Source organism: Paenibacillus sp. J23TS9 (genome assembly GCF_018403225.1).
GTDB lineage: Bacteria > Bacillota > Bacilli > Paenibacillales > Paenibacillaceae > Paenibacillus_AQ.
Genome location: NZ_BOSG01000007.1, coordinates 16,537 through 41,387, shown reverse-complemented (window position 1 = coordinate 41,387; position 24,851 = coordinate 16,537). Strand labels below are relative to the sequence as shown.

28 protein-coding genes are annotated in these 24,851 nt (G+C 46.2%); 21 read left to right on the top strand and 7 right to left on the bottom strand.

Annotation, left to right across the window (positions count from 1 at the left end):
* Nucleotides 1-10: 10 nt before the first annotated feature.
* Nucleotides 11-190, bottom strand: coding sequence for a hypothetical protein (locus KJS65_RS27655; protein ID WP_136608996.1), 180 nt, complete (start codon nt 188-190; stop codon nt 11-13).
* Nucleotides 191-369: 179 nt separating this feature from the next.
* On the opposite strand from KJS65_RS27655, the gene KJS65_RS27650 reads away from it, so the two are divergent.
* Together KJS65_RS27650 and KJS65_RS27645 are read left to right on the top strand one after the other, a co-directional pair.
* Nucleotides 370-1,284 (top strand): cation diffusion facilitator family transporter, encoded by a 915-nt coding sequence (locus KJS65_RS27650; protein WP_280531362.1) that lies wholly within the window; start codon nt 370-372, stop codon nt 1,282-1,284.
* Between the two features lie 254 nt (nt 1,285-1,538).
* On the top strand, nt 1,539-2,381 hold the full coding sequence (locus tag KJS65_RS27645) for a C40 family peptidase (RefSeq protein WP_244864898.1): 843 nt from the start codon (nt 1,539-1,541) through the stop codon (nt 2,379-2,381).
* Between the two features lie 171 nt (nt 2,382-2,552).
* Here KJS65_RS27645 and KJS65_RS27640 read toward each other — a convergent pair whose 3' ends face one another.
* Nucleotides 2,553-2,942 carry a hypothetical protein gene (locus KJS65_RS27640; RefSeq protein ID WP_213653043.1) on the bottom strand — a complete coding sequence of 130 codons (390 nt, stop codon included), beginning with the start codon at nt 2,940-2,942 and terminating at the stop codon, nt 2,553-2,555.
* A gap of 222 nt (nt 2,943-3,164) precedes the next feature.
* Here KJS65_RS27640 and KJS65_RS27635 point away from each other — a divergent pair, with 222 nt between their 5' ends.
* Entirely contained in the window at nt 3,165-3,818 is a 654-nt protein-coding gene (locus KJS65_RS27635) for an SGNH/GDSL hydrolase family protein (RefSeq protein WP_213653042.1), read from the top strand.
* A gap of 167 nt (nt 3,819-3,985) precedes the next feature.
* Entirely contained in the window at nt 3,986-4,558 is a 573-nt protein-coding gene (locus KJS65_RS27630) for a hypothetical protein (RefSeq protein ID WP_213653041.1), read from the top strand.
* Between the two features lie 114 nt (nt 4,559-4,672).
* On the opposite strand, the gene KJS65_RS27625 is transcribed toward KJS65_RS27630, so the two are convergent.
* Nucleotides 4,673-4,837 carry a DUF1328 domain-containing protein gene (locus KJS65_RS27625; RefSeq protein ID WP_136608992.1) on the bottom strand — a complete coding sequence of 55 codons (165 nt, stop codon included), beginning with the start codon at nt 4,835-4,837 and terminating at the stop codon, nt 4,673-4,675.
* Nucleotides 4,838-5,139: 302 nt separating this feature from the next.
* Between KJS65_RS27625 and KJS65_RS27620 the strand changes: the two genes are divergently transcribed.
* The 11 genes from KJS65_RS27620 to KJS65_RS27570 all read left to right on the top strand — a co-directional run bounded on the left by KJS65_RS27620 (nt 5,140) and on the right by KJS65_RS27570 (nt 17,203).
* On the top strand, nt 5,140-5,646 hold the full coding sequence (locus tag KJS65_RS27620; RefSeq protein ID WP_213653040.1) for a DUF948 domain-containing protein: 507 nt from the start codon (nt 5,140-5,142) through the stop codon (nt 5,644-5,646).
* A 46-nt stretch (nt 5,647-5,692) separates the two neighbouring features.
* Nucleotides 5,693-6,235, top strand: coding sequence for a hypothetical protein (locus KJS65_RS27615; RefSeq protein WP_213653039.1), 543 nt, complete (start codon nt 5,693-5,695; stop codon nt 6,233-6,235).
* A gap of 92 nt (nt 6,236-6,327) precedes the next feature.
* The gene (locus KJS65_RS27610; protein WP_213653038.1) at nt 6,328-6,672 is read left to right on the top strand and encodes a YflT domain-containing protein; all 345 of its coding nucleotides are present in this window, start codon (nt 6,328-6,330) and stop codon (nt 6,670-6,672) included.
* A gap of 225 nt (nt 6,673-6,897) precedes the next feature.
* Entirely contained in the window at nt 6,898-8,070 is a 1,173-nt protein-coding gene (locus KJS65_RS27605) for a PP2C family protein-serine/threonine phosphatase (RefSeq protein ID WP_213653037.1), read from the top strand.
* Nucleotides 8,067-11,732, top strand: a complete 3,666-nt coding sequence (locus tag KJS65_RS27600; protein WP_213653036.1) for a response regulator — start codon at nt 8,067-8,069, stop codon at nt 11,730-11,732. Before KJS65_RS27605 ends, KJS65_RS27600 begins: the two co-directional genes overlap by 4 nt.
* A gap of 92 nt (nt 11,733-11,824) precedes the next feature.
* Nucleotides 11,825-12,694, top strand: a complete 870-nt coding sequence (locus KJS65_RS27595) for a CheR family methyltransferase (protein ID WP_213653035.1) — start codon at nt 11,825-11,827, stop codon at nt 12,692-12,694.
* A 17-nt stretch (nt 12,695-12,711) separates the two neighbouring features.
* Nucleotides 12,712-14,400, top strand: coding sequence for a response regulator (locus tag KJS65_RS27590; RefSeq protein WP_213653034.1), 1,689 nt, complete (start codon nt 12,712-12,714; stop codon nt 14,398-14,400).
* A gap of 96 nt (nt 14,401-14,496) precedes the next feature.
* Complete coding sequence (locus tag KJS65_RS27585) at nt 14,497-14,835, top strand: STAS domain-containing protein (protein WP_213653033.1); 339 nt, start codon at nt 14,497-14,499, stop codon at nt 14,833-14,835.
* Between the two features lie 18 nt (nt 14,836-14,853).
* Nucleotides 14,854-15,306, top strand: coding sequence for an anti-sigma B factor RsbW (rsbW, locus tag KJS65_RS27580; protein ID WP_213653032.1), 453 nt, complete (start codon nt 14,854-14,856; stop codon nt 15,304-15,306).
* Complete coding sequence (locus tag KJS65_RS27575; RefSeq protein ID WP_136608982.1) at nt 15,303-16,073, top strand: sigma-70 family RNA polymerase sigma factor; 771 nt, start codon at nt 15,303-15,305, stop codon at nt 16,071-16,073. The genes rsbW and KJS65_RS27575 overlap by 4 nt, the downstream gene beginning before the upstream one ends.
* A 149-nt stretch (nt 16,074-16,222) precedes the next feature.
* Nucleotides 16,223-17,203: a magnesium transporter CorA family protein gene (locus KJS65_RS27570; protein WP_213653031.1), complete on the top strand. Its 981-nt coding sequence runs from the start codon at nt 16,223-16,225 to the stop codon at nt 17,201-17,203.
* A gap of 96 nt (nt 17,204-17,299) precedes the next feature.
* Here the strand turns inward: KJS65_RS27570 and KJS65_RS27565 are convergent, their stop codons facing one another.
* From KJS65_RS27565 to KJS65_RS27555, 3 genes are all read right to left on the bottom strand, one after another.
* On the bottom strand, nt 17,300-17,620 hold the full coding sequence (locus tag KJS65_RS27565) for a DUF5665 domain-containing protein (protein ID WP_136608980.1): 321 nt from the start codon (nt 17,618-17,620) through the stop codon (nt 17,300-17,302).
* A gap of 155 nt (nt 17,621-17,775) precedes the next feature.
* Entirely contained in the window at nt 17,776-18,183 is a 408-nt protein-coding gene (locus KJS65_RS27560) for a YtxH domain-containing protein (protein WP_136608979.1), read from the bottom strand.
* Nucleotides 18,184-18,219: 36 nt separating this feature from the next.
* Complete coding sequence (locus KJS65_RS27555; protein WP_127605087.1) at nt 18,220-18,477, bottom strand: GlsB/YeaQ/YmgE family stress response membrane protein; 258 nt, start codon at nt 18,475-18,477, stop codon at nt 18,220-18,222.
* Between the two features lie 310 nt (nt 18,478-18,787).
* Between KJS65_RS27555 and KJS65_RS27550 the strand changes: the two genes are divergently transcribed.
* Together KJS65_RS27550 and KJS65_RS27545 are read left to right on the top strand one after the other, a co-directional pair.
* Complete coding sequence (locus KJS65_RS27550) at nt 18,788-19,792, top strand: asparaginase (protein ID WP_213653030.1); 1,005 nt, start codon at nt 18,788-18,790, stop codon at nt 19,790-19,792.
* 229 nt (nt 19,793-20,021) lie between these two features.
* Nucleotides 20,022-20,753, top strand: coding sequence for a pirin family protein (locus tag KJS65_RS27545; RefSeq protein WP_213653029.1), 732 nt, complete (start codon nt 20,022-20,024; stop codon nt 20,751-20,753).
* Between the two features lie 101 nt (nt 20,754-20,854).
* Here the strand turns inward: KJS65_RS27545 and KJS65_RS27540 are convergent, their stop codons facing one another.
* On the bottom strand, nt 20,855-21,079 hold the full coding sequence (locus KJS65_RS27540) for a DUF1128 domain-containing protein (RefSeq protein ID WP_213653028.1): 225 nt from the start codon (nt 21,077-21,079) through the stop codon (nt 20,855-20,857).
* 161 nt (nt 21,080-21,240) lie between these two features.
* On the opposite strand from KJS65_RS27540, the gene yyaC reads away from it, so the two are divergent.
* The 4 genes from yyaC (at nt 21,241) to KJS65_RS27520 (ending at nt 24,841) form a co-directional block, all read left to right on the top strand.
* Nucleotides 21,241-21,822, top strand: coding sequence for a spore protease YyaC (gene yyaC / locus KJS65_RS27535; protein ID WP_213653027.1), 582 nt, complete (start codon nt 21,241-21,243; stop codon nt 21,820-21,822).
* Nucleotides 21,823-21,912: 90 nt separating this feature from the next.
* Nucleotides 21,913-22,719 (top strand): alpha/beta fold hydrolase, encoded by an 807-nt coding sequence (locus KJS65_RS27530; RefSeq protein ID WP_213653026.1) that lies wholly within the window; start codon nt 21,913-21,915, stop codon nt 22,717-22,719.
* A gap of 251 nt (nt 22,720-22,970) precedes the next feature.
* Nucleotides 22,971-23,624, top strand: coding sequence for a DUF6483 family protein (locus KJS65_RS27525; RefSeq protein WP_213653025.1), 654 nt, complete (start codon nt 22,971-22,973; stop codon nt 23,622-23,624).
* 38 nt (nt 23,625-23,662) lie between these two features.
* Nucleotides 23,663-24,841, top strand: coding sequence for a class I SAM-dependent methyltransferase (locus tag KJS65_RS27520; RefSeq protein ID WP_213653024.1), 1,179 nt, complete (start codon nt 23,663-23,665; stop codon nt 24,839-24,841).
* Nucleotides 24,842-24,851: the final 10 nt, after the last annotated feature.

Sequence of the window (24,851 nt, the reverse complement as noted above, 5' to 3'; positions counted from 1 at the left end):
GGTTTTCAGATCATGAGCCTCCGGTACGGCGGCGCTGATTATTCGGCTTTTTATTGTTTTGGCTTTTCATTGCATGCGGAGAATTGCTTTGAAATCCGCCGGGCTTTTGCGAACCGGACTGCTGTTTCTTTTGATCCAGCTTCGCACGGATGGCATCAGCAAGGTTGACCTTTTTATTATTTTCGGACATGGGTAGCCCTCCCTTTAGGTTGTGTCCTTATTCTATCTTTTTTTGCGGTTCCCCACAAGAGATGGGAGGGACAAAACCTCTTAGCCTGTGGCAACTATGTTTCTCTAGACCCACACGGTATACGTTTGCTAGGATAAGTAGATGCTTTTAGGAACCCTTATGTAAAAGGTGGCTTCGGGATTGTGGATATATATGATGATATAAGAAAAGGGGAGCGGGGAGCCTGGGTCAGCATAGCCGCTTATCTAGTTCTTTCCTCTTTCAAGCTTGTGAGCGGTTATGTATTCGCATCGAGTGCGCTGCTTGCCGATGGTTTCAACAATGTGACTGATATTGTAGCTTCAATTGCCGTCCTGATCGGGCTCCGAATCTCCCAGAAGCCGCCGGATTCTGACCATGCCTACGGGCATTTTCGGGCAGAGACGGTTGCAGCTCTCATTGCTTCATTTATTATGGCGATGGTCGGCATTCAGGTTCTCGTCGATGCGGTACGCTCCTTATTTGCAGGCCGGGAAGTCGAGCCAAATCTGTGGGCGGCCGGGATAGCGGTAGTTTGTGCGGTCTGTATGTACGGGGTATACCGGTACAATAAAAGATTGGCGAAACAAATTAACAATCAAGCACTCATGGCTGCTGCCAAAGACAACTTTTCCGATGCCTTGGTCAGTATTGGAGCGGCGGTCGGCATTGTCGGCGCCCAGTTTGGGCTCCCTTGGCTGGATGTAGCTGCGGCCTTTGTGGTAGGCTTACTGATTTGTAAGACGGCATGGGATATTTTCAGGGATTCGACGTATCGTTTGACGGATGGATTTGACCAGGCTGAACTGAAGGATCTCCGCAGTGCGATTGGACGTACTCCGGGGGTAGAGGGCATCAAGGACGTAAAGGCAAGGGTTCACGGGAATCATGTTCTGGTGGATGTCGTCATTGAAGTTGATCCTCATTTAAGTATTATCGAAGGACACCGGATCAGCGATGAAATCGAGGAACGGCTCACCGATATGCATAACATTATGAACGTACATGTCCATGTGGAGCCGAAGGATCTGGATTTATTTGAGCCGGGAAGGCACAGCAATATGATGAAAAAATAGGGGTTGTCCCAACAGCTATGTATTTAGCTGCTGGGATAACCCTGTTTGTTTTGAGAAGAACTACGGCTGCTTGTCATTAAATTACCTTAATATCCCTTGAAAGCATAATATAAGGATAATTCGAGACTTTAGACCTGTATAGTGCTAAAAATTGGACAATTTTTTTGTGAGAAAAGGAGCATGTGGCATATCCTGCCTTCTGACTATAATGGGGACATAAACACTCATTATCAGACATCACAAGGAGGAAATACATGATTAACATCAAGAAAAGCTTGCTCGGATGCCTGCTTGTTTCCGCTGCGGTTTCCACCGCTATCATACTGCCTGCAGGTCCCAAGGCTGAAGCTGCTGCAGCGAGTACACAAAAGAGTGTCCATTCCCAAACCGGCATTATTCAGGCCAGTGTCAGATTAAGGGACAAGCCATCCATGTCGAGTCAGGTACTGGGATATTTGAAAAGTGGAGAGCAAGTAACGATACTTGAAGAAAGCACATCTTATTTTTATAAAGTAAAAACCTTGTCGGGCCAAGTTGGGTATACCAGCTCCGCTAATCAATACATAGTCGTGAATTCGGGTTCTGGATCGACTACCAAACCGGGTAACGGTTCCAGTTCGCCTGCACCGGTGGTGCCGCCAGCCAGTTCCAATGTCAGCGCTACGATTGAGCAGGTCATTCAGACTGGTATGAAATACCTCGGAACTCCTTACGAATACGGTTCGGACCGGAACCAGACGAATACCTTCGACTGCTCGGCATTCACCCGTCAGATTTTCAAAGAAGCAGCTGGCATTGTACTGCCTGCGGATTCCCGCCAGCAGGGAACCTGGGTGAAGCAAAACAGCAATGCTGTGTATAATACCGATAAGCTCAAACGCGGGGATCTTGTGTTTTTTATGACCTATAATGGCTCGAAGGCTTCGGACTACGAGGGGGTTAACGTCAATGAGGAACGGATTACTCATGTCGCTGTTTACCTCGGTGACGGGAAATTGCTGCATACGTATTCTGAGAAAGCAGGGGGAGTTGTAGTGACTGATTTCAGCAGCTCATGGAAACTCCGCTTTCTGTATGGCGGCAGCGTGATTAAATAGCATACGAAAAGGGACCGGAGAAGAACTCCGATCCCTTTTTTTAGAAGCAAGAAAGTGTAGGATAGCTTTATTAGTGTGGTGTATATTCTTGCTGTTATGTATAGAAGGAACTAAAGTTATCAGCTGGAAGGACCCTGGTCTTTAGTCCATTCTATTCCTAGCTAACAATACTTACATTGCTGGAACTACATGTAGCCAAGCCTTGCCAAGCCATGTATAAATTTCAACCCATTCGCCATTGCCGATGATGTCAGTTACACGGTTTCCTGTGCTGAAAACGGTTTGAGGTGCCAGCATGTTTGCCATTTTACCGCCTGGCTCGAAATAGAAAGGTGTATTCTCGGTGAGAATTAGCGGGATCGTATCTATTGTATTCATATCGCTTGCCTTGATAAGCGGCTCATCAACCAGCTTGGTAGCTTCAGTCACGGTTGTCGAAGTACCTGAAACTGTTGTCGACGTTTCACCTGTAGTCGTTGTAGTATCTGCGTCGGCAAATACTGCGGTTCCCATGGAAGCCATTAATCCGAAAGCTGCTGCGAAAGTAACTATTTTTTTCATTCGTGTGTTCCTCCTTGGTATATGTTCTGTTGTTTCTACACTAAAAATAACCTCCCTGTGGTAAATTGAACCAATACACTCAGCAAAATATAGGATAATTATCCCACATGACCGAAACTCCAAGATTTTAAAACTTTTTGGGAATCTCAAAAATTCACGAATTATCGAGTATAATGAAAATAAATTTCTTCATAATCCTACCTTGAAAGTCGAGTGATGCAGATGCTGGCAAAAGAAAATACTGTAATTTTGTTCCAGGGGGATTCGATTACGGATGCGAACCGGGACCGAGGACTTCATCAAAAACACTTTATTGGACAGAGCTATGTTTATCTGATTTCGGCCAAACTGGCGAATGACCATGCAGAAAAGAATCCGTTATTTATTAACCGGGGCATTAGCGGAAACCGGGTTTCGGATTTATACGCCCGCTGGAATGAGGATGCATTTAGCCTAAATCCGGATGTGATCAGTATTCTGATTGGCGTAAATGATGCATGGAGAACGGTATCGGGTGAACCTAGCGGCGTGACGGACCGTTTTGAAAGAGCTTACAGACATCTGCTGGAGGAGACGAAGGAGGTCCTGCCGGATACGCATCTGATCCTGTGCGAACCGTTTGTTCTCAAAGGATCAGCGACCGAGGAAAGATGGGACGAGTGGCAGAAGCTGGTCGGAACATACCAAGGTATTGTCCGCCAGTTATCAGAGGAGTTCCAGACGGTCTTCGTGCCACTGCAGGATGCGTTTGACGAAGCTGTGCAAAGAGCCGAGCCCTCTTACTGGCTGTTTGATGGTGTACATCCTTCAGGTGCGGGTCATGATGTCATTGCGAGACGCTGGCTTGAAGTTGTCTTACAAAACGGCCTGATTTAGACAATCTTATGACTAACGGTCTCCTTCATAGTGATGAAGGGGCCGTTTTTGTTATTTAAGGGCTGTAGGCCTCTATTTTTTCAACTATTCGTTATTCATAGCCGATTTCAGTATAATAAAAGAATACGCGTAGAAAGAGATCACTGAAGGTGAAAAGGAGGCGAAATATGAAAGTACTTCTTCGGATTGTCATCACATTGCTCATACTGGTCGTGATTGGATGCGGAATTGTGATTTGGTATATTTCGCCGGATCAGAAGCTGGATCTAAATTATCAGAGTATCGACATCAAGGCCAAAGCGGTCCAGATGCTGAAAACCCGTAAGCCGGAAATTACACTGAGCGGCAGCGAGCTGAATGAACTTGCAAAAAAAGAGCTGCTGAAGCACATGGGAGATATTCCGCAGCAAATTACAGTCACCGGTGCGGAGTTTCATTTTGTAGGACAAGAAGTAACGGCCGATATCAACGGCAAATGGGGCGGCTTAGTTCCATTTGGAGCAGAATTGAAATTCCACATGGAAGCTAGTGGAAGCGTGCTGGAACTGAATCATGAGTCGACACGGATTAAATCTATTCATATTCCAGCTGAGCGGCTGGGTCTTGAAACCATTACGGTACCGCTTAAGGATCATTTGCCGGACATGCTTACGGTAGATCATATGGAATTTTTGCAGGATGGCGTCAAACTGACGTTCAAGCTGGATTGGCTTTCCCTGCCATCTCTTCTTTTGAAATAAGGAATGACGCAAAGTAACATAAAAAAACCAAGCGCCGGTATCGGGGCTTGGTTTTTTTGTAGTTCTAACCTTTTGAATATCTCTTTTTATAGGGGGTCTGCAATGTTCCCCTCGTTAAAGCGTTCGACTGCGGCCGGTAAAGAGGGAAATGATAAAGAGTACCAGGAAGATAAAGAACAATACTTTGGCGATGGTGGCTGCCGCCGCTACAATATTAAAGAAACCGAAGATGCCTGCGACAATAGCAACTACTAAAAAGATAATTGACCATTTCAACATCTTGAATCACCTTGCTTTCTGATTATTTGGATGTATTCATATGTATCCTCATTTGTGTTTGAAAGTATGAGGATCATTCCTGGCGGCTCATGTGTCCGCCCCATCCTGTAGTTTTCTTAACCTTGTGAAAATCAAATGAAACAACTTCTGCGAACGGTAAAATAAGCCTTGTTTCGTGCTTTGGAGGATAGGGTAACTATGGCATATCAGGACATTATAAATAAGCCATATGGACTGAACGCGCTGCTATTCTTAAATACGAAAACAGCCGGTTCAATCTATATAGAAAGAGAGGTTTTGCAATGCTCGTAGGAATAAGTGTTGCCATCATCGCTGTTGCTTTTGCCGTACTGGTCGTTTATCTGATCAAGACCCTTCTGGCTGCAAAAGATTCTCTTGAGAAAACAACGCAAACGCTGCAGGAGGTTCAGCAGACTATTGATGAACTTGGATATGAGGTCAAACAGATTGTGAGACATGCCAGTGATATTACCGTGGATGTTCAACACAAGATGAAACAAATTGATCCGATCATGACCTCGGTTAAAAATTTGGGTGAGGTCCTCAGTGAAGTGACTCTTGCCGCCAAGCAGGCATCGACAACGATGATTCACAAATTCAAGCAGGTAAGTCCAAATCCAAGAGTGAGTGCTAATCAGCACGCTGCCCTGCCTTCTTCAACAGCAGAAGAGCGCACAATTCAATCGTATGCCTCAACTTATGGAAGCACTGGCAAGGGGAAATCCGATTCAAGCTGGATGAAATGGGCGGATATTGCTGCCACCGTCTGGCAGAAGGTTCGCCACTAAACAGGGCAGGTAAAGGGCTGATTGAAAGACTGCAGAAAGGGTGAGAATGATGTTGAAAATCCTCGCATTACTGATAGGTATGATTTCTCCCTTGTCCTCCATGTCCGCCGTTCAGCCTGATACTGCTAATCTATATGCAGCAGAGCCAACGGTCCGGCAGGCGGTGGTTCATTATGCAGAGGGGCGAGCACTGCGGTCCCAGGTTTCGATGAACAAATTTGAGACGATGAACGGGATCTCCCTTAGCGACACGAAGAAGGAAGTACTCGCCAAAAAGGGGAAACCGCTTCAGGTCGCACAAGACCGTTTGACCGGCTGTTATGAGTATCATTATAAAGACGCTGTAGTAGGAATATGCGACGATACTGTCGGATACGTTCACATCGCTGTAGCTGCAGGGAAGATGCAGGTGAACGGAACCTGGGTTGATCTGAAAGCAAGTGAGATTGAGCATGCGTTTGGAAAGCCCCAGTTTGTGGCTGAAGACGGGAAGGTTTTTATCAGAGGCTTTCACGCGATTAAAGTCTATAGCAACCCCGATACCGGGGCGCTGCAGGGAGTGGACTTTTTCGACAGTACTACAGAATAGACTGGAAGTTACAGGATATGCGTTTCACTACTGACTTACCCGGTTAAAAGTAACATGAGCGAGTTTACAAATATAAGAGGAGAGTGAAAACCATGAATTCATCAACCAATGCAAAATCATATGCGAAAGTCGTGGAAAATGGTATCCAAGCCGTCGAGGAAGTGAACCAGCTTCGCAGCAGCGGATATGTTTACGATGATATCTTTGTACTGGCCCATGACGGTGATCGGTCCGAACGGATTGCTGAAACAGCCGATGCAGATAAAATAGGCATTAAAGAAGAAGGCATGTTTGACGCTCTGGCTAATTTGTTCCGTTCACGCGGCGACGAACTTCGTGCCAAAATTACTTCGCTTGGTTTTACTGAAGCGGAAGCGCAGTTTTATGAGAAGGAACTTGACCTCGGCAAAGTGCTGGTCATCGCCAAGAAAGCCTAATTTATGACGCTAATATATTGATTAGATATGAGCAAAAACATAGATAAGGAATGGGACTAATAGGTCCCATTCCTTATCTATGTTTTTGGAACAGGTGGCATTTCGTGTACGATGTTCCAACTACTAATTGGAGTTTGAGGCTGAAAAGTCTGTCCTATATGTTATATAGTATATAGAGAGAGATTTCATAAAACTCAAATTCATAGAATTATTAAGGAGAGTGTTATGAGAATATTAATCGTGGATGACAATCCGACAAATGTCATTATAATTCGGGAAATTCTGAAAAAGGAAAACTACCGGGATATAGATACAGCCTCGTCTGCAAGAGGAATGTTTGAAGTGCTGGGTGTCGAAGGCTATGCCAGCGAGCCCAAGCCGGGAAAGCATATTAACATTGATCTGATTCTGCTTGATATGATGATGCCTGAAATGGATGGAATTGAAGCATGCCGTCTAATTCAGCATTATGAGCATCTCAAGGATATTCCTATTATTATGGTTACGGCGGTAGGAGACTCCAAGAAGTTGGCCGAAGCGCTGGACGCCGGAGCCGTTGACTATGTCACGAAACCCATTAATAAAGTGGAGCTGATGGCCAGAATTCGGTTGGCTTTACGGCTGAAGCAGGAGAATGATTGGCATAAGGAACGAGATCAGCGCATTCAGGACGAACTGAAGCTGGCAGCGCTTGTCCAGAATGCGGTACTCAGCCCGGCCATAGAGGATGAAACATTTGAAGTGCATGCCATTTACCAGCCTTCAGCGGAGCTCGCCGGGGATCTGTACGCCTGGTATCCTTTGGGGGGAGGGCGCTATGGTGTCTTGCTGCTGGATATGATGGGACACGGAATCTCTTCATCACTTTTTACAATGTTCATTGCATCGGTACTGAAGGATACCGTTACAACCTATGTTGAACCCGAGAAGGTTATTCAGGAACTAAACCGCAGGTTCAATCAGCTCTACATCGAGAATCAGCTTGTCCAGTATTACTTTACGGCGATTTATTTGGTCGTGGACACAGTGGTGAAAAGAATTGACTATGTCAATGCAGGACATCCGCCGGCGCTCTTTTTCCAGGATAATGAGAAAATGGTTATGCTGGATAAGGCCTGCTGCCCGGTAGGTCTGTTTGATAAGATGGACATCGAGCCCCAGACACTTTATTACGAAGGAGCAGGGCATATTGCGCTCTATACGGATGGGCTGCTGGAGCTCGTTCAAGGAGAACATGAAGATCAGGTTGATTTTCTGGTCAGTCATCTTAAAGATTCCCATCATTGGGATGAAGATAAAATGTTTAAGGCATTTTTTGAGGATAATGGCACCCAGGAACGAGAGGACGATAAATGCCTGGTGTGGATTTCATTAAAAGAGGGGGAGGCTGCTGAATGAAATTAAAATCCAAGCTGGTCATTGGTTTTAGCGCGTTGATGATTATTCTAGTCGCGCTGACGATGGTCGGCTATGACCGATTAAATTACATGAATAAGCAGCTCGACCAGATCTATCAGGAAAGATATTTGAAGGTCAGATACTCCAGCGGCGTACGTGCAGAAGTAAACAATATTTCACGCGTGCTGGTTAATCAGATGCTTAACCGGGACAATTCACTGGATGATAGCAAGGATCAGATCAAGGATATGGTAGCGAATGGGGATCTGAATTTAAGCAAGCTGATCGCAAGCAGTGATTCCCCGGAAGAGAAGCAAATGCTGACCCGGGTGAAAAGTGCCTGGGAAGGCTATAAGAAATACGAAGAGAAGCAAATGGCCTTTGCATCTCAAGGCTTGTGGGATCAGGCCAACGTTTATCGAAATACAAGCGGATTATCTCTGCAGATGGAAGCTCTGGACAGCATGAATGAGCTGGCTACATTCCAGGATACGCAGATTGATAGTGAGATTACGAACGCGAAAGCAAGCTATAACCGTTCGATCCAAGTGACCACTGCGATTATGATTGCCGGATTACTTCTGGGACTCGCCGTGATTATGTGGGTTATCCCGAGCATTACCAAGGGCCTCAATGTAGTATCGATGATGATCAACAGCTTTGGAAAAGGCCGGATCAGAACGATCCGCCGCATTAAGGTAACCTCGAAAGATGAAATCGGGCAGATAGCTCTTGTATTCAAAGAGATGGCCGAGGATCTGGAAGAAAAGCAGCAGCTGGAGCTTAGCTACCTGCAGGCTCAGAAGGATCAAAATTGGCTGAGTTTCAATGTGAGCCGCATAACGGAACTGCTGCGCGGCCTGAATTCCAGACAGCAGGTTTCACAAGCTTTTATTAGTGAGTTTACCCCTGTATTGGGAGCAACGTACGGGGCAATCTATATTCATGATGAAGATAAGGATCCCAATAAGCTTATTCTTAACGGTACTTATGCCGGCGAAGGTGAACTAGCTACAAGAGAGAAAATAGAAGTTGGGGAAGGCCTGATCGGGCAAAGTGCGATGGACCGCAAGCCGATTAGGACGGAGGTGCCTGGAGAGTATTTGTCTGTTTCCTCCGCTTTTGGACAAACCAAGCCGGCTCATCTGATGATACATCCTGTTGTATTCGAAGATGAATTGCTCGGTGTGATTGAAATAGCTTCATTCGAGCCGTTTACGGAGCTGCAGCAGCAGCTGTTCGCCCAACTTGCGCTGAATCTTGGCATCGTGATCAACAACATCAACCGCAGACTGCGGGTTGAGGAGCTTCTGCGGGAATCGCAAGCACTTACCGAAGAACTTCAATGTCAGTCCGAAGAGCTCCAGACGCAGCAGGAGGAACTGAGACGTTCGAACGAGAATCTGGAGGAACAAACCGAAGCGCTCAAAAACTCCGAGGATTTGCTGCAGCGTCAGCAAGAGGAGCTGGAGCATTTCAACACCGAGTTGATTGGCAAAACGCGAGCCCTCGAAGAGCAGATGCAGCAGCTTGAAGAAAAGAACATTGAGGTTGAAGATGCCAAATCGAGACTGGAACAGCAGGCGATGCAGCTTGCAGTGACCAGCAAGTATAAATCGGAATTTTTGGCGAATATGTCGCATGAGCTGCGTACTCCGCTGAACAGTTTGCTCATCCTGTCGCAGCTGCTGTCAGAGAACAAGGATGGCAACCTTAACGACAAGCAAAAAGAATATGCCCATACGATATATATGTCTGGCGCGGATCTGCTTAAGATGATTGATGAGATTCTGGATCTTTCCAAGGTGGATGCAGGCAAAATGGAAATCAACCGAGAAGATATCCTTATCAAGGATTGGAAAGGCTTCGTTCATCAAAACTTTATGCCGATGGCTAACAAGAAGCAGGTCGGTTTGAAGGTTAATTATGAAGCGGATCTGCCGGAATCGATTGTGACTGATGGATACAGAGTGAAGCAAATTATCCGTAATCTCCTGTCGAACGCTTTTAAATTTACCACGAAGGGCTCGGTTTCTTTTAACGTCAAACGTGCTGAATCCAGCAAACTCCCTTCTTATTTAAATCCGGAAAAATCCTATCTTGCTTTGGCCGTCAAGGATACCGGCATTGGTATTCCGAAGGATAAGACCGACCTTATTTTCGAAGCCTTCCAGCAGGTGGATGGTACCACAAGTCGTAAATATGGCGGTACAGGGCTTGGACTTTCCATCAGCCGCGAGCTGGCTCGCTTGCTTGGAGGCGGAATACAGCTTCAATCGGTGGAAGGAGAAGGCAGCTGCTTTACGTTGTATCTTCCTGAAACATCGGCTGAAGCCGCCGAGATTGCCCATGCCGAGGCCGCAGCCTCTTCGGAGCTGTTGATCCAAAATGATACGGACAATAAGCCAGCAATGAAAAGTAAAGCTGATAAAACCGAGACTGAAGCTGCGGTCCTCATGGAAGATGACCGGAACCATATTGGAGAAAAAGAAAAGGTGCTTCTCATTATTGAGGATGATGTCAATTTCGCTAATATCCTGTTAGATATGGCCAGAGGACGGGGCTTCAAGGGGCTCGTAGCCATGCAGGGGGATGTCGGCCTGAAGATGGCACAATCTTTCTTGCCGGATGCAATTATCCTGGACATTCAGCTGCCGGTTATGGATGGCTGGTCGATTCTTGGAGAACTCAAGAGCCAAGCGGCAACGCGTCACATTCCGGTTCACATTGTTTCAGTGGTGGATGAGGTTAAGCAGGGATTGAAGATGGGGGCTATTGCCTATTTGAAAAAGCCTTCCTCCAAGACTGCGCTGGAAAGAGCCTTTACTCATATTGAATCGTATACAGACAATTCGGTTAAGCATCTTCTGATCGTCGAGGATGATGAAATACAGCGTCGCTCGATCATAGAACTGATTGATCATGATGACGTTGCGATCACGGCGGTTTCCACGGGAAGGGATGCACTGAATGAGCTGCGGAATCAGCGATATGACAGCATGGTACTGGATTTAATGCTGAGTGATATGACCGGGTTTGAGCTTTTGGATCAAATTCAGCAGGACGAAGAGCTGGAGGATCTACCGATTATTATTTATACCGGCAAGGATTTGAACAGTAAAGAAGAGACCATGCTGCGCAAATATGCCGAATCCATCATTATCAAAGATGTGAAATCGCCAGAACGTCTGCTGGATGAAACAACGTTGTTCCTGCACCGGGTAGAAGCCAATCTGCCGGAGGATAAGCGCAAGATTCTGCAAAAACTGCATAACAAGGAAGTCTTGTTTGAAGGCAAACGGATCTTGCTTGTCGATGACGACATCCGTAATGTCTTTGCGCTTTCGAGTGTGCTCGAAGGCTATGATATGGATGTGACATTTGCCGAAAACGGCCGTGAGGCCATTGAAATTCTGAACAGCGGCAAAAGCTTTGACCTCATCTTGATGGATATGATGATGCCGGAAATGGATGGGTACGAGGCCATGCGCCTGATCCGTCAGAACCCGGAATTCCATAAGCTTCCGATTATCGCGCTGACGGCCAAAGCCATGAAGGAAGACCGCTCGAAGTGCATTGAAGCCGGAGCCTCGGATTATGTCAAAAAACCGATTCAAACGGAACAGCTTCTTTCATTAATGCGCGTATGGCTGTATTCGTAAACCTGAGTTTTGGGTAATAGATAAAGTGATATGAAAAAACAGAATTTCGAACGTTATATCCGTAACAGGAAAGAAAACCAGGAGGAACATGGATGGATTTTTGCATATCAGATGATTATGATGACAGATTACCTGAAACCGGGGACCGAGAGCGAGAAGATATCGAACTCGAACTGCTACTTGAAGGCGTGCATCGACTTTACGGCTATGACTTTCGAAACTATGCGCTTCCTTCCCTACGGCGGCGAATATGGCACTTTATCCATTCGGAAAATTTAAAAAATATTTCTGCATTGCAGGAAAAAGTGCTCCATCAGAGACCGGTTTTTGAACGTATGGTTCATAATCTTTCGATACCTGTGACGGAAATGTTCAGAGATCCTGGACTATTTCAAACTTTCCGCAAGAAAATCGTCCCTCTGCTTCGCACCTATCCGTACATTAGGATTTGGCATGCAGGCTGCTCGACAGGTGAAGAGGTATATTCCATGGCTATTCTGCTGCATGAGGAGGGGCTTTACGAGAAGTCGAGGATCTATGCGACTGACATGAACGACCGCTCGCTGGAGACTGCCAAACAAGGGATATTCGGGATTGAAAAAATGAAGCTGTACACTAAAAACTATATCGAAGCGGGTGGTACCCGCTCCTTTTCAGAATATTATACGGCTAAATATAATTCGGTGATTTTCAAACCGTTTCTGCAAAAAAATATCATTTTCGCTGAGCACAATCTGGCAACAGACCGTTCCTTTAATGAATTTAACGTCATTTTTTGCCGGAACGTTATGATTTATTTTAATGACACGCTTCGAGATCAAGTTCATGGGCTGTTTCATGAAAGTTTAAGCCGTTTCGGTATTTTGGTTCTAGGATCGAAAGAGTCCATTCAATTTACGGAATACAGTGATTGCTACGAACCGCTGGACCGTGTGGAAAAAATATACCGGAAGATTAAATAGTGTAATGGGAGGATTCCATGGGGGTTGAAGAACCGATTCATATATTGTTGGTAGATGACCGTCCTGAGAATTTGCTTGCCCTGGAAGCCGTGCTGGAGAGTGAGCAGTACAATCTGGTGAAGGCAACGTCGGGTGAAGAAGCGCTGCGCTGCCTCCTGAAAGATGAGTTTGCCGTTATTATTCTGGATGTGCAAATGCCAGGCATGGATGGAATTGAAACGGCCAAACTAATTAAGGCAAGGGACAAGACGAAGGACATTCCGATTATTTTTATTTCGGCAAACAGCAAGGAAGCGGAGCATCTGTTCGCAGGCTATTCCGCAGGTGCCATTGACTATATGGTAAAGCCTTTTATTCCGCAGATTCTGAAATCAAAAATTGAAGGCTTCGTCGAAATGTACCTGACAAACAAAAAGCATAAAACCCAGACGATGCTGCTTCAGCAGAAGACGCAAGAGCTGGAAAAGATCAACTATGAACTGGTCAAAGCCAAGGAAGCTGCGGAGATCGCAGCCAAAGCCAAGACGGAATTTCTGGCGATGATGAGCCATGAAATCCGTACGCCGATGAATGGCGTCATTGGTATGGTGGACCTGCTGATGGAGACGGATCTGAAAGAAGAGCAAAAGGAATACTCAGAGATTATCCGCAGAAGTGCCGATGCACTTGTGACGGTGATTAACGATATTCTGGATTTCACCAAGATGGAATCTGGAAAAATGGAGCTTGAGGAGCATCCTTTTGATCTTCAGAACTGCATACAGGAGGTATTTAGTCTTTTTTCGGTCGAGGCCGGCAAAAAGAACCTGGAGCTTGTGTATTTCATTGATGAGCATATTCCGCATGTGGTCTTTGGGGATATGGCAAGGCTGCGCCAGGTGCTGATTAACCTGATCGCCAATGCATTGAAATTCACGCATCAGGGTGGTGTCTACCTCATGATTTCTCCCAAGGAACAACAAACGGGAGGCGATTCAATCAACATCGAATTCGCTGTTAAAGATACCGGAATCGGCATTTCCGCAGAAAAAATTGACCGTCTCTTCAAGCCCTTCTCCCAGCTGGATTCTTCAATGACCCGTAAGTATGGCGGAACCGGACTGGGTCTTGCCATTTGTAAATCACTTGTCGAAATGATGGGTGGAGATATCAACGTGGAGTCTTCGGAAGAAAAGGGAGCCACGTTCATTTTCAATATAGTCGTAAAAGAGCCGGAACAGGATGAGGGCATGAGTGGCCGTTGTGATGAACTCCGCCTTCATGTAGACCGGGATCAGAATGCTCCGACTGATATTCTGGTGGTGGATGATCATCCGGTTAACCAGAAGCTGATGGTGAGCATGCTGGGCAAGCTTGGGCTGAAAGCCGATGTAGCGGAGGATGGACAGCAGGCCGTTGAGAAGGCGCAGTCTCATCCCGGCTACCGCTTTATTTTTATGGATCTGCAGATGCCTGTGATGGACGGGCTTGAGGCTACAGAGCTCATTCGTCAGCAGCAGCAAAATTCTAACCACAAACCGGTCATCATCGCGATGACAGCCAATGTGATGGAAGGGATCCAGGAACGCTGCGAGGAAGCGGGGATGGACGAATATATCAGCAAGCCCGTCAAGATGAGCAGCGTTAAGCAGGTGTTAACACGTTATCCCATTCCCCTGTCTCGTGAAGATGTACTGTCGTCAGATATGAGGATCCATCACGCCTAGGAAATAATTACCTCGCAATATTAGGACGAGCGGTGATTCAAGCTTATGGATTCGGGGTTATTTGATAAAGAAAACAATTTTCGGGAGAGAGTGTCTATGAATACAAATAAAAATGAGAAATTCAATGCAACAACGGAACGGAATGAAGGATCTTGCACCGTTTATTTAAGCGGAGAGCTGGATTTATCGGTTGCTCCTGATTTCAGACTTGTCATGGAACCACTTGTAGGGGATTCTGATCTTGATTTGTTGATCAACATGAGGGATTTGAAATATATCGATAGCACTGGTATCGGTATCCTGCTGTCTATACTGAAAGCCAGACACGGGATGAATGCCCGGTTTGTCGTGGAAGAGGTTCCTACTCAAATTCAGAAGCTGTTCGACATGACGGGTATTGCTAAGTTTTTCAGCCCTAATGAGAATTCCCAATAGGAAAGGATCGAAGAAAGTATGAATGCTGAAGTGCAAAGAGTCGTTATTACTCTACCAGCTCAAGCGGATTATGTAGATATTGTTAGATTAAATTTATATGGAATTGCCTCGAAAATGGGCTTTTCTTATGAAGATATTGAGGATATGAAGGTTGCCGTATCGGAAGCATGCAATAACTCGGTGCTTTATGCTTATAATCAACAGGACGGTATGGTTGAAGTTGCTTTTGAAGTGAACCAAGATTTATTGTCCATTACGGTTTCGGACGAAGGGGAAAGCTTTGAACGTGTTACTCCGAGCAGCAACAGTGTAACTCTGCATGATAAAGATCTGCATGATGTGGAAATAGGCGGACTTGGTTTCTATTTGATGGAAGCTCTCATGGATGAGGTCAGCATCAAGAATGAAACAGGGCGTGGAACCAAAGTTGTGATGACGAAGCGCCTCATGAGAAGTGAGGAGAAAGTATGAACGAAAACGTGACTCCCCCTGAGTCCATGAGCGAGGCTGTTGGTCTGATCTGGGAATACCAGCAGACCAAAGATAACGAAATCGCTACCGTTCTAATAAAAAAATATGAGCCCATGGTGAAAATGGCTGCCGGCAAAATTGCCCGCAACCGCCCGGATTTGTACGAGGATTTATATCAGGTTGGCCAAATGGCGCTGATTCGTTTGCTTCAGCAGTACGATATCAGCCTTGGCATTCCTTTCGAGCCCTATGCCATGAAAAGCATGATTGGCCACATGAAAAATTTCCTCCGCGATAAATCCTGGTACATCCAGGTTCCGCGGCGGATTAAGGAAAAAGGAGCTCTTGTTCAGCATGCCATCGATGAGCTGACGGTAAAGCTTGAACGTTCTCCAAATGTGAATGAAATTGCTGCATTCCTTGATCTATCCGCTGAAGAGACGGTAGAGGTACTCGCCGGACGCGAATGCTACCACTATGTTTCTCTGGATTCTCCTCTTTCGCAGGAAGAGACAGGAGCAACGCTTGGTGAATTGATCAGCTCTGACGTCAATGATTACGACTCTGTAGAGAAAAGAATGGATCTACAGCAGGCTCTCAGCCAATTGAAAGAACAGGAGCAAAAGGTACTTCTGCTTGCTTTCCAGGATGGGGAGTCGCAGCGTTCCATTGCGCAAAAGCTGGGTGTCTCGCAGATGAGCGTATCAAGAATTCAGAAGAGAGCAACCGAAAAACTCAAAGAAATCATGTCTAATTCATCTATATGAAGGACAAGCTTCCCGTTTGTTTTGTGCTCATGACTGGAAGTTCGTAAGGACACGCCATGTTCTCTCCTTGAGAATATGCTGCGTGTCCTTTTATGGTGGAAGAAAATCCAGATTACAACTTAAAGTTGGATTGGGAAGGAGCGGGACCGATGAAAAATGAGATCACGAATGAATCTGTGAACAACGTGTTATCGTTTGCAGGGCATTGGCAGTGGTATGATATTTGTTTAAAAGATATAGATTGCGAAATGCTTCAGCAGCTGCAGGAACAATTCCCGATCATGGAAGAATGGATTAGCGTAATTCCGAAGATCGGGGAAAATTATATGTCGGTCCGCTTTCCGAATGGGGTGGATGCCGTTATTTTTGGCACGCTGCCATATTCCATCAATGATGAAGTTACAGACAGCAGTTATATGGATCGGCTCCATTTTTTTGTGCAGAGTGATATTCTGGTTACGATTAATTTGGACCAGAACACGAGAGAAATCATGGCCACGGAAGAACGGACAGCGATGCTGCATCAGTGTCAACATGCCGTTGAAGGCATGTTCGTACTCGCCCGGACTCTTCTGCATTATTTTCACCTGGGACTGGATCTCTTTGAAGTCAATTTGCGGGAGATTGAGCGTGCTATGGAAATGAATAACGAGCGGAATCTGATGGACAAAATTCTCAGTTCCCGGTTTGTGTTGTTGTATTGGAGCAATATGTTTACTCCGTTCGAAGAGTTTCTAGCGGCCTCGAAGGAAGGATATCTGGACAAGCTGGAAAAAAGCCGTCCTTTCATGCAGCTGTTGCATCGGATGGAACGTATGGACCGGGCGTTTAGGCATTATGAAAATGAGATTGATACACTGATCGCCATCGATGATGCAGTGTCGGCTTTCCGCGGCAATGAAATTATGAAAACACTGACGATCCTGACCGCCATCTTTACGCCTGCAACAGTGGTAGGGGCAATATGGGGCATGAATTTTGACAATTTACCTGCCATTAAAACGCCTTGGGGATTTATCGGTGTCATGCTCGCGACATTCCTGTTTAGCGGCGGGATGTATTGGTGGATGCACCGGAAGGGCTGGACTGGCGATCTGCTCAGTGTGAAGACCAAAAATTCAAAGATCTGAAGAGGATCTTTTCATAATAAAAAGCCTGAGGGAATCTGAGATTTCAGAGTCTTTCAGGCTTTTTTGATATAAGAATGTACAATTACATTGGGCTTATTACTTATAGGCATCAATGTAATGCTGGAGTCTGGCTATGTAATCACCAATGACCGGCATACTGACAAACAAGCTAAGAATATAACCGAGAAGACCCAGAACGACGAATGTACCCAGGGATAAGCCGAGACCGCGTGCCAATCCTGACGTGAAGTTGGAGATGATTCTTTTTTTCGGGTTAGAGTAATTCTCAATGATATCCTTAACTTGTGACTTTTCCAGCGAGTCTGCGATCTGATCCAGGCGTTTGTTAAGCCTCTTAACCTCGTGTCTTAGCTCAAATGGATGTTCATCCACATTGTACGGATTCGCTTTGCTCACGGTTCATCCCTGCTTTCTTCGGCAATAACAGCGGCCGATTGTAGTAGTCTTGACACAAAAGCAGCCAGCTTGGTCAGCTGGCTGCTTTTGTGAATAGTCCATCGGTATCGTTGAACTAAAGATTGACTTGCCAGTGTCCCTTTAGTTCATCCAATTTAATAAGATGTCTTATTCATTTCCTTGCGGACGTCTCGGGAGGCGTCTTCCGAAGCATCTTTGATATCCTTGGAAGCATCCTTCGCATCATCCGACACGTCAGCAGAAGCCTGCTTGACGCTTTCCATAATGTTGTTTTTACCTTCGCTTACCGATTTGGCCAGCTCTGTAGTTTTGGAAGATACCGTTTTGGCCAGATCAGTGGCTTTTTCACCAACGACGGAAGCGACTTCTTTGGACTTATCCGTCATGGTGCTGATTTTCTCGGATAAATCGCCACGGAGCTCGCGGCCAGGCTTTGGAGCAAACAATAATGCTGCTGCTGCCCCGATTAATCCACCGATGAGTGCTCCTTTAAAGAACGTGCTGCCACTTTGTACTGGATATTCAGTTTCTGCTTTATTCATCTGAAATCACTCCTTGTTCTTAGTTAATATTTATAATTAGGTTGAACGTGTAAACAATTTGCTGATGAGCCCAAGAAGGAATACGAAAATTGCAGTCCCGAGAATAGCGGGTATGACAGCGAAGTTTCCGAGATGAGGGCCCCAGTCTCCAAATAGCCAAGCACCTACCCAAGCACCTACAAAACCTGCGACCATGGCACCTAGAATGCCACCCGGCATTTCATGTCCCACCAACGCGTCACCGATAATACCAATGATGATGGCCATGACGATTGTGATGATAATTGCCCACATGACGATCACCTCCCTTTCTTATTAGGTTGAAGATGAAGTCTCTTGTTCGTCTTGCTTACTTCGTATATAAACGGGAGAGAATCGCATGAAACAATATTGACGATAATGGGAGTAAATGGGTGATAATTATAGGATAGTAGACTCTGTTGCTTGTTTACTTGAAAAAATGAATCATTTAGAAGCTTTACAAAAGTGAATCGTTATAGAATTAAAGGCTGACAATTCACTTTTTCTTCCATAAGGCAGTCTTTATACTCTTTAAAATAAGTTGTATGATGGATAAGCGATAAGCTAAAGGAGAGATGGGTTAATGGAATCGGTACTAGTCAAAGAATATCGCGCGGGCATCATGGAATGCGCGCATTATGGACATATATGCATAGTCAATGATCAAGGTGAGATCACGGCAGCCGCAGGCGATCCGGGTTTTGTAACATTTACCCGTTCGGCTGCCAAGCCGCTTCAGGCGATCAGTGCAATCCGTGGAGGCATTGTATCCCATTACGGACTCAGCGAGAAAGAAATTGCAATCATGACAGCTTCACATCTGGCACAACCAGACCATGTGGAAGTACTTGAGAGCATCATGAAAAAGACAGGCCTCACGGAAATGGAATTGATTTGTGCGCCGAGTTTTCCCCTGAATGAGGAAAGCAAAGAGGATGTTCTACGTCATAACGGCAGCAAGCGGCGGTTGTACCATAATTGTTCAGGCAAACATCTGGGGGTGCTCGCCTACTGTAAAATGAAGGGTTACCCGCTTGAAGGATATGCAGAACCGGAGCATCCGGTGCAGCAGGAGATTATTGAAACCATATCGATGATGTGCGGCATTGAGCCGCAGCAGATCAGACTTGGCACAGATGGATGCGGATTTCCGGTCTTTGCACTGCCGCTATCTGCGATGGCTGCAGCGTATGCCAAACTGGCCTGTCCGGATCTGATTGCTGATAAACCCACAAGGGAAGCCGTCAAGACCATAACCCAAGCCATGAATCGGTACCCGGAAATGGTCGGAGGCAGCGGCCGCGTGGATTCCCTAATTTTGCAGGATCCGAATATTGTGGCCAAGGGCGGGTTCAAGGGTGTGTACTGCTTTGGTCTCAAAAAGGAGCGCCTTGGCATTGCCTTTAAGGTATTGGATGGCTCCGAAGAAGAGTGGGGCTGGATTGTGGAATCCATTTTGGTACAAATCGGCTACAGCAACAGACCGCTGATTGAACAAATGAAACAATCCTTTACACATGACATATACAATGATGCCGGCAAACATGTCGGTTGCGCCGAAACCGTGTTCCAACTGCAATCACTGTAATCTTAAAGCTTCGCGATATTCCTGCTGTTGGTAAATCTATACTTACAGATTATTCGGTTTTAATACCGGCCCATATATGGTAGAGATTCAGTCTCCTCTGTTTAACAAGGGAGACTTTTTGGTTTGTTTTCAGATTGTAAAAATGATTGAGGCTTTGAGGTTGGGGGTAAGAATTACATATTCAAGATCAAGCTTACCAAAAAAAGTTGTTCATGGAGGTGGATGCAAAATGATTAAAGTAGTGACTTCAGCGGAACGTCATACCTCGGAGAAAGAGTGGATCCATAGCGAATTCAGCTTTTCTTTTGCAGACTATGATGATCCAAGCAATGCGCATTTTGGCTGTCTGCTCGCACATAATGATAACCAGTTAAGTCCGAAACAAGGCTTTAAGAAACATCCTCATCATGATTTGGAGATTATCAGTTATGTAATTTCAGGAACACTTGAGCATAATGACGACTTGGGCAACGTTACCCGTCTTCCTGCAGGTACCGTGCAAGTGATGAGTGCGGGTACGGGAATTAACCACTCGGAGACGAACCCCTCTGAGGATCAGCCGGTGCGCTTTATGCAAATGTGGTTTTTACCAACGGAGCCAGGAATGGAGCCGACATGGAAATCCCGTTCGTTCTCCAGAGAGGAACGGCTTAACAAGCTTGAACCTGCCGTGACCGGCAAAATGAATGAGCAAAGTGCAGAAGAGCGACTGCAAATTCAATCGGATATATCCCTCTATATTCCCATCCTGGAAACAGGGAAGGAAATCGTTTTTGAGCAAAAAGACGAAAGAAGGACTTATTTGTTCCTCATTACCGGCAACCTTGAAATCGGCTGCAATGATGGAACATTCCAACTCGAACCGGGAGACGCGGCGCGTATCCGCAACAACTGCGACCTTCATATCAAAGGTACCAGCAGTGAAGGTGACGCGGAATTTGTGCTCGTGGATATCCCCTAGGATGAGTCGCCATAATGAAAAGCCCCCTGATAATCCATCATTCGTAAATTTACGGACGAAAGGACATCAGGGGGCTTTTGGGTTGTGGTTCACCAGCAAATTTACTTGCTGCGAAGCCGGCCAAGCTCTGAAACCAGAGCTTCTACTTCCGAAATGCTCAGATTTGATTTATTCATCACGAGTTCATAAACATCGCGGATATCCTCATACTGATCAATCGAGAACGCGGAGGCATTCATCGCTGCGCCACTGGCCATTCTCAGTTTGGTTTTAATCTGTTCAATCATATATTCAATATTCTCAGCATTTTTTTGGGACAAGTCCATGGGGATGCTTCATCCTTTCCAGATTCTATTCTTGAAACAAGTTGTAATCATTGTAGCATGTCTTTTCTCTCAATACAGGAAAATGATTTTTCTTACCGTCAATTTTGCAGTAAAATCAAAAGAAAACTGCTGCCGAAGGCAGCTAGGGAGGGCCGTTAGCCATGTCTATTCAAGATCCTCATCTGATCAGGGGAAAAGGCGGAAGCTGCAAAAGAATTCATGCTGATGGACTCCGCGATTTTTTTGTGGAGATTCGGAGCCGTTATGAGCTGGATCAAATCACCTTTTTATGTATCGGTACGGACCGCTCAACTGGAGATGCATTGGGACCGCTGACGGGCAGCGAATTACGAGCCTATGGTTTTCCACATGTCGTGGGCACCTTATCCTCACCATGTGATGCATCCAGCCTGGAAGCCTGTATCGCGGCCATCCCCGAGAATCATATTGTCATCGCTGTAGACGCCTGCCTGGGGCAGTCACAGTCTGTGGGAAGTTTTCTGGTTTCGGATGAGCCGCTTTTTCCTGCCCAATCGGTAGGGTATGCGCTGCCGGCGGTTGGACATTACAGTGTCGCCGCAGTTGTGAATGTCAAAGGTCCCAAGCCTTATGCCACCCTTCAAATGACATCGCTTTTTCATGTGATGACCATGGCCGGGCAAATAGCCTCATCAGCCGCGGATGCGTTCGGTATTCATTCCCAAGTTCAGGGTTTACGTTTCAACGGCCGGCCTTTGGATTAATAATATACATAATTGAGATCATGCAAAAAACCAGAATAAGAATAATGCTGTGAAAAATTCAATTCGATATAAAGAAAGAAGGATATCATCATGGAAAAATTAGTTTGCGACGGTTACACGCTTTGTTATTCCGAACATGGAGAGGGTGAACCAATCGTACTTCTTCACGGTTTTTGCGGCAGCTCCGAGTATTGGGATAAGGTGGTACCGCTCTTGTCTGGCAGCTACCGCTGCATCGTGCCTGATTTACGTGGACATGGTTCTTCGGATGCGCCGCTTGGAGCTTATTCCATCGAACAGATGGCAGATGATGTCCTGAAGCTCTTGGATGAGCTCAATCTGCCGAAGGTTACCTTGTTCGGTCATTCCATGGGCGGCTATGTGACACTTTCCTTTACGCAGCGCTACGCATCCCGGTTGAATGGCTTTGGTCTTATTCATTCCACAGGCTATGCGGATGACGAGGCTGGCAAGGAAAAGCGTCTGAAGGCAGTGAGCACGATCCAATCCGAGGGAATTACTACATTTATCGACGGTTTGGTTCCTGGACTGTTCGCACCGGAAAATGTTGAATCTCACCAGGATATGATCATAAAGTCGAAGGAGATTGGATATAGAACTCCTCCGCAAGGGGCGGCAGGTGTAGCTTTGGCCATGCGGGAGCGTCCGGACCGCAGAGATGTGATCTCCGCTTCTACGCTTCCTGCACTGCTGGTAGCCGGGGAAAAGGATCAAGTGATTCCGGCAGAGAAAGTATTTACTGCAGATCATCCGAATATCACGAAGGCAACTATTCCGGGTGCTGGCCACATGAGCATGATGGAAGCTCCGGAAGAGCTGGTCAAAGTGATGAAGCATTTTTTGGAACAGTCGCTTCATGAAGGCGGAAAAGAATAGCTTCAATAAAGTTGCTTTACCCGATTAGAAGTTCATGATGTTAATTAGCAGCCGGAGTCCCGACAACAGGGTCTCCGGCTTTTAAATACATATTAGAATTCGGATGTACTTAGAAAATGTTGACAGCCTTTCTCCCTGCATTGTAAGGGTTCCGCTGGCTTTGGCCTGCCGAATGGCTTACAATCAGTTAGAACAATAGCCCTACCTGAATGAATCACAGCATTTTGCATGGGAAAGGACTGAGACGCATTATGTTCCGGAAAGACTATATACTGCAGATGGTGGAAGACATGGTTGAAATGGTGGGGAAGGTATTCGGACTAAAGCAGCAGAAAAAATACGCTGAGGCTTTATGGGAAATCGATGATCTGCTGAGCAAAAATTTCCGTCTGAACTCCAAGCTTTTGAATTCCCTGTCCGTCGAGGATATGATAGATATGTTTCGTCTGGGAGGCGCAATCGAGGCCGACAAACTGCAGAGCATCGCAAGACTACTTGAAGAAGAAGGCGGCGTGTACCTTGATATGGGCCACAAGGATGAAGGACTGACGCGATTGATGAAGTCGCTGCATCTGTATCTTTATGCCGATCTGCATGGTGCCGACCATTCGATGCTGAAGCTGCCGGAACGCGTGACCGATTTGAAGGAACAGCTTAAAGGCTACAGGCTTCCGGCAAAAACGGACAAGCTGCTGCTGGGCTATGAAGAGGAGCAGGGGCATTACGATGAAGCGGAGAATGCACTATTTCGTCTTTTGGACCAACATGAAATGACTGAAGAAGAGGGCTTGACCTTCTATCAAAGACTTCTAATGCGAAGCGATGACGAACTTAAGGCAGGCGGCCTTCCCCGCGCTGAGGTGGAAGAAGGCGTGGAGGAGCTGCAGCGGAAAGTGAAGGGCTAGCTTCGCCTTGAATATATGAGAAAGTGAGATGTACTCTCTTGGAATCTTTACGCAAACTCATCCATGATATAACGGAAGAAACAACATTGATTACGGCAACACTCAGCCAGCTCCGCAAGCGGGAAGGCGTACCTTATACCAAGGTTCAAATCAAACCTGTGGAGCTGAAGAAAAAAATACATTACCAGTTCGCATATGTTCATCCGAATAAGGTTGTACATCAAAATATTCCGGCGGAGGAAGCGGAAGAAGCGATTATGCAGCTGTTCGAGCAAACCTTCCGCCAGGGAATGATCTGCACACCGGATGCTGACTTTCAAATTTTGATCAGCAAGAAATATAAAGTGTCTATTCTCACCAAGTCACCTTCGAAAACAAGTGCGGATCTGGCGCATAACCGCAAAAAGCAGTATGTCTTGGAGGAAGGTCATCCCATATCATTCCTTGTCGAGCTGGGCATCATGAATGAGCAGGGCAAGGTGCTTGCACGAAAATATGACAAGTTCAAACAGATCAACCGTTTCCTTGAAATGGTGGAGGATGTACTTCCTTCACTGCCGGAAGGCCGGCCAATCACGATTGTCGACTTCGGATGCGGGAAATCCTATCTGACCTTTGCGCTGTATCATTACTTGACCATTCAGGAACGCAGAACGCTGAACGTTGTGGGACTGGATCTTAAAGCAGATGTCATCGAACATTGCAATCAACTGGCGGACAGGCTGAATTACAGCAACCTTCGCTTTCTTGTCGGGGATATTGCCGACTACAACGAACTGGAACAGGTTGATATGGTGGTCACGCTTCATGCCTGCGATACGGCTACGGACGCTGCCTTGGAGAAAGCGATACGCTGGGACGCCTCCGTTATCCTCTCAGTTCCCTGCTGCCAGCATGAGCTGTTCGCTCAGATCGACAGTCCGGTAATGGAGCCGCTGCTGTCTCATGGCATATTGAAGGAGCGCTTTTCTGCGTTGGCGACGGACGGCATCCGTGCCAAGCTGCTGGACATTCTCGGATACAAAACCCAGCTGCTTGAGTTTATTGATCTGGAGCATACTCCGAAGAATATTCTCATCAGGGCAGTCAAAGGACAAAGCGGCCGCAAAGAGGAGCTATGGCGTGAGTATACAGAGTTCCGTGATTTCCTGAACGCTAAACCGTATCTGGAAAAAGCATGTGCGGACCTGCTGCCCGGGGCGGCCGATTCGGAATGATTTTAAGATG

Coding starts and splice junctions, on each gene's coding strand:
- KJS65_RS27550 (WP_213653030.1), top strand. CDS start 18,788: ATGGAATCGGTACTAGTCAAAGAATATCGCGCGGGCATCATGGAATGC.
- KJS65_RS27570 (WP_213653031.1), top strand. CDS start 16,223: ATGAAAAATGAGATCACGAATGAATCTGTGAACAACGTGTTATCGTTT.
- KJS65_RS27610 (WP_213653038.1), top strand. CDS start 6,328: ATGAATTCATCAACCAATGCAAAATCATATGCGAAAGTCGTGGAAAAT.
- KJS65_RS27630 (WP_213653041.1), top strand. CDS start 3,986: ATGAAAGTACTTCTTCGGATTGTCATCACATTGCTCATACTGGTCGTG.
- rsbW (WP_213653032.1), top strand. CDS start 14,854: ATGAATGCTGAAGTGCAAAGAGTCGTTATTACTCTACCAGCTCAAGCG.
- KJS65_RS27645 (WP_244864898.1), top strand. CDS start 1,539: ATGATTAACATCAAGAAAAGCTTGCTCGGATGCCTGCTTGTTTCCGCT.
- KJS65_RS27605 (WP_213653037.1), top strand. CDS start 6,898: ATGAGAATATTAATCGTGGATGACAATCCGACAAATGTCATTATAATT.
- KJS65_RS27655 (WP_136608996.1), bottom strand. CDS start 190: ATGTCCGAAAATAATAAAAAGGTCAACCTTGCTGATGCCATCCGTGCG.
- KJS65_RS27590 (WP_213653034.1), top strand. CDS start 12,712: ATGGGGGTTGAAGAACCGATTCATATATTGTTGGTAGATGACCGTCCT.
- KJS65_RS27555 (WP_127605087.1), bottom strand. CDS start 18,477: ATGTGGGCAATTATCATCACAATCGTCATGGCCATCATCATTGGTATT.
- KJS65_RS27640 (WP_213653043.1), bottom strand. CDS start 2,942: ATGAAAAAAATAGTTACTTTCGCAGCAGCTTTCGGATTAATGGCTTCC.
- KJS65_RS27585 (WP_213653033.1), top strand. CDS start 14,497: ATGAATACAAATAAAAATGAGAAATTCAATGCAACAACGGAACGGAAT.
- KJS65_RS27600 (WP_213653036.1), top strand. CDS start 8,067: ATGAAATTAAAATCCAAGCTGGTCATTGGTTTTAGCGCGTTGATGATT.
- KJS65_RS27540 (WP_213653028.1), bottom strand. CDS start 21,079: ATGGACTTGTCCCAAAAAAATGCTGAGAATATTGAATATATGATTGAA.
- yyaC (WP_213653027.1), top strand. CDS start 21,241: ATGTCTATTCAAGATCCTCATCTGATCAGGGGAAAAGGCGGAAGCTGC.
- KJS65_RS27560 (WP_136608979.1), bottom strand. CDS start 18,183: ATGAATAAAGCAGAAACTGAATATCCAGTACAAAGTGGCAGCACGTTC.
- KJS65_RS27545 (WP_213653029.1), top strand. CDS start 20,022: ATGATTAAAGTAGTGACTTCAGCGGAACGTCATACCTCGGAGAAAGAG.
- KJS65_RS27525 (WP_213653025.1), top strand. CDS start 22,971: ATGTTCCGGAAAGACTATATACTGCAGATGGTGGAAGACATGGTTGAA.
- KJS65_RS27575 (WP_136608982.1), top strand. CDS start 15,303: ATGAACGAAAACGTGACTCCCCCTGAGTCCATGAGCGAGGCTGTTGGT.
- KJS65_RS27530 (WP_213653026.1), top strand. CDS start 21,913: ATGGAAAAATTAGTTTGCGACGGTTACACGCTTTGTTATTCCGAACAT.
- KJS65_RS27625 (WP_136608992.1), bottom strand. CDS start 4,837: ATGTTGAAATGGTCAATTATCTTTTTAGTAGTTGCTATTGTCGCAGGC.
- KJS65_RS27620 (WP_213653040.1), top strand. CDS start 5,140: ATGCTCGTAGGAATAAGTGTTGCCATCATCGCTGTTGCTTTTGCCGTA.
- KJS65_RS27635 (WP_213653042.1), top strand. CDS start 3,165: ATGCTGGCAAAAGAAAATACTGTAATTTTGTTCCAGGGGGATTCGATT.
- KJS65_RS27615 (WP_213653039.1), top strand. CDS start 5,693: ATGATGTTGAAAATCCTCGCATTACTGATAGGTATGATTTCTCCCTTG.
- KJS65_RS27595 (WP_213653035.1), top strand. CDS start 11,825: ATGGATTTTTGCATATCAGATGATTATGATGACAGATTACCTGAAACC.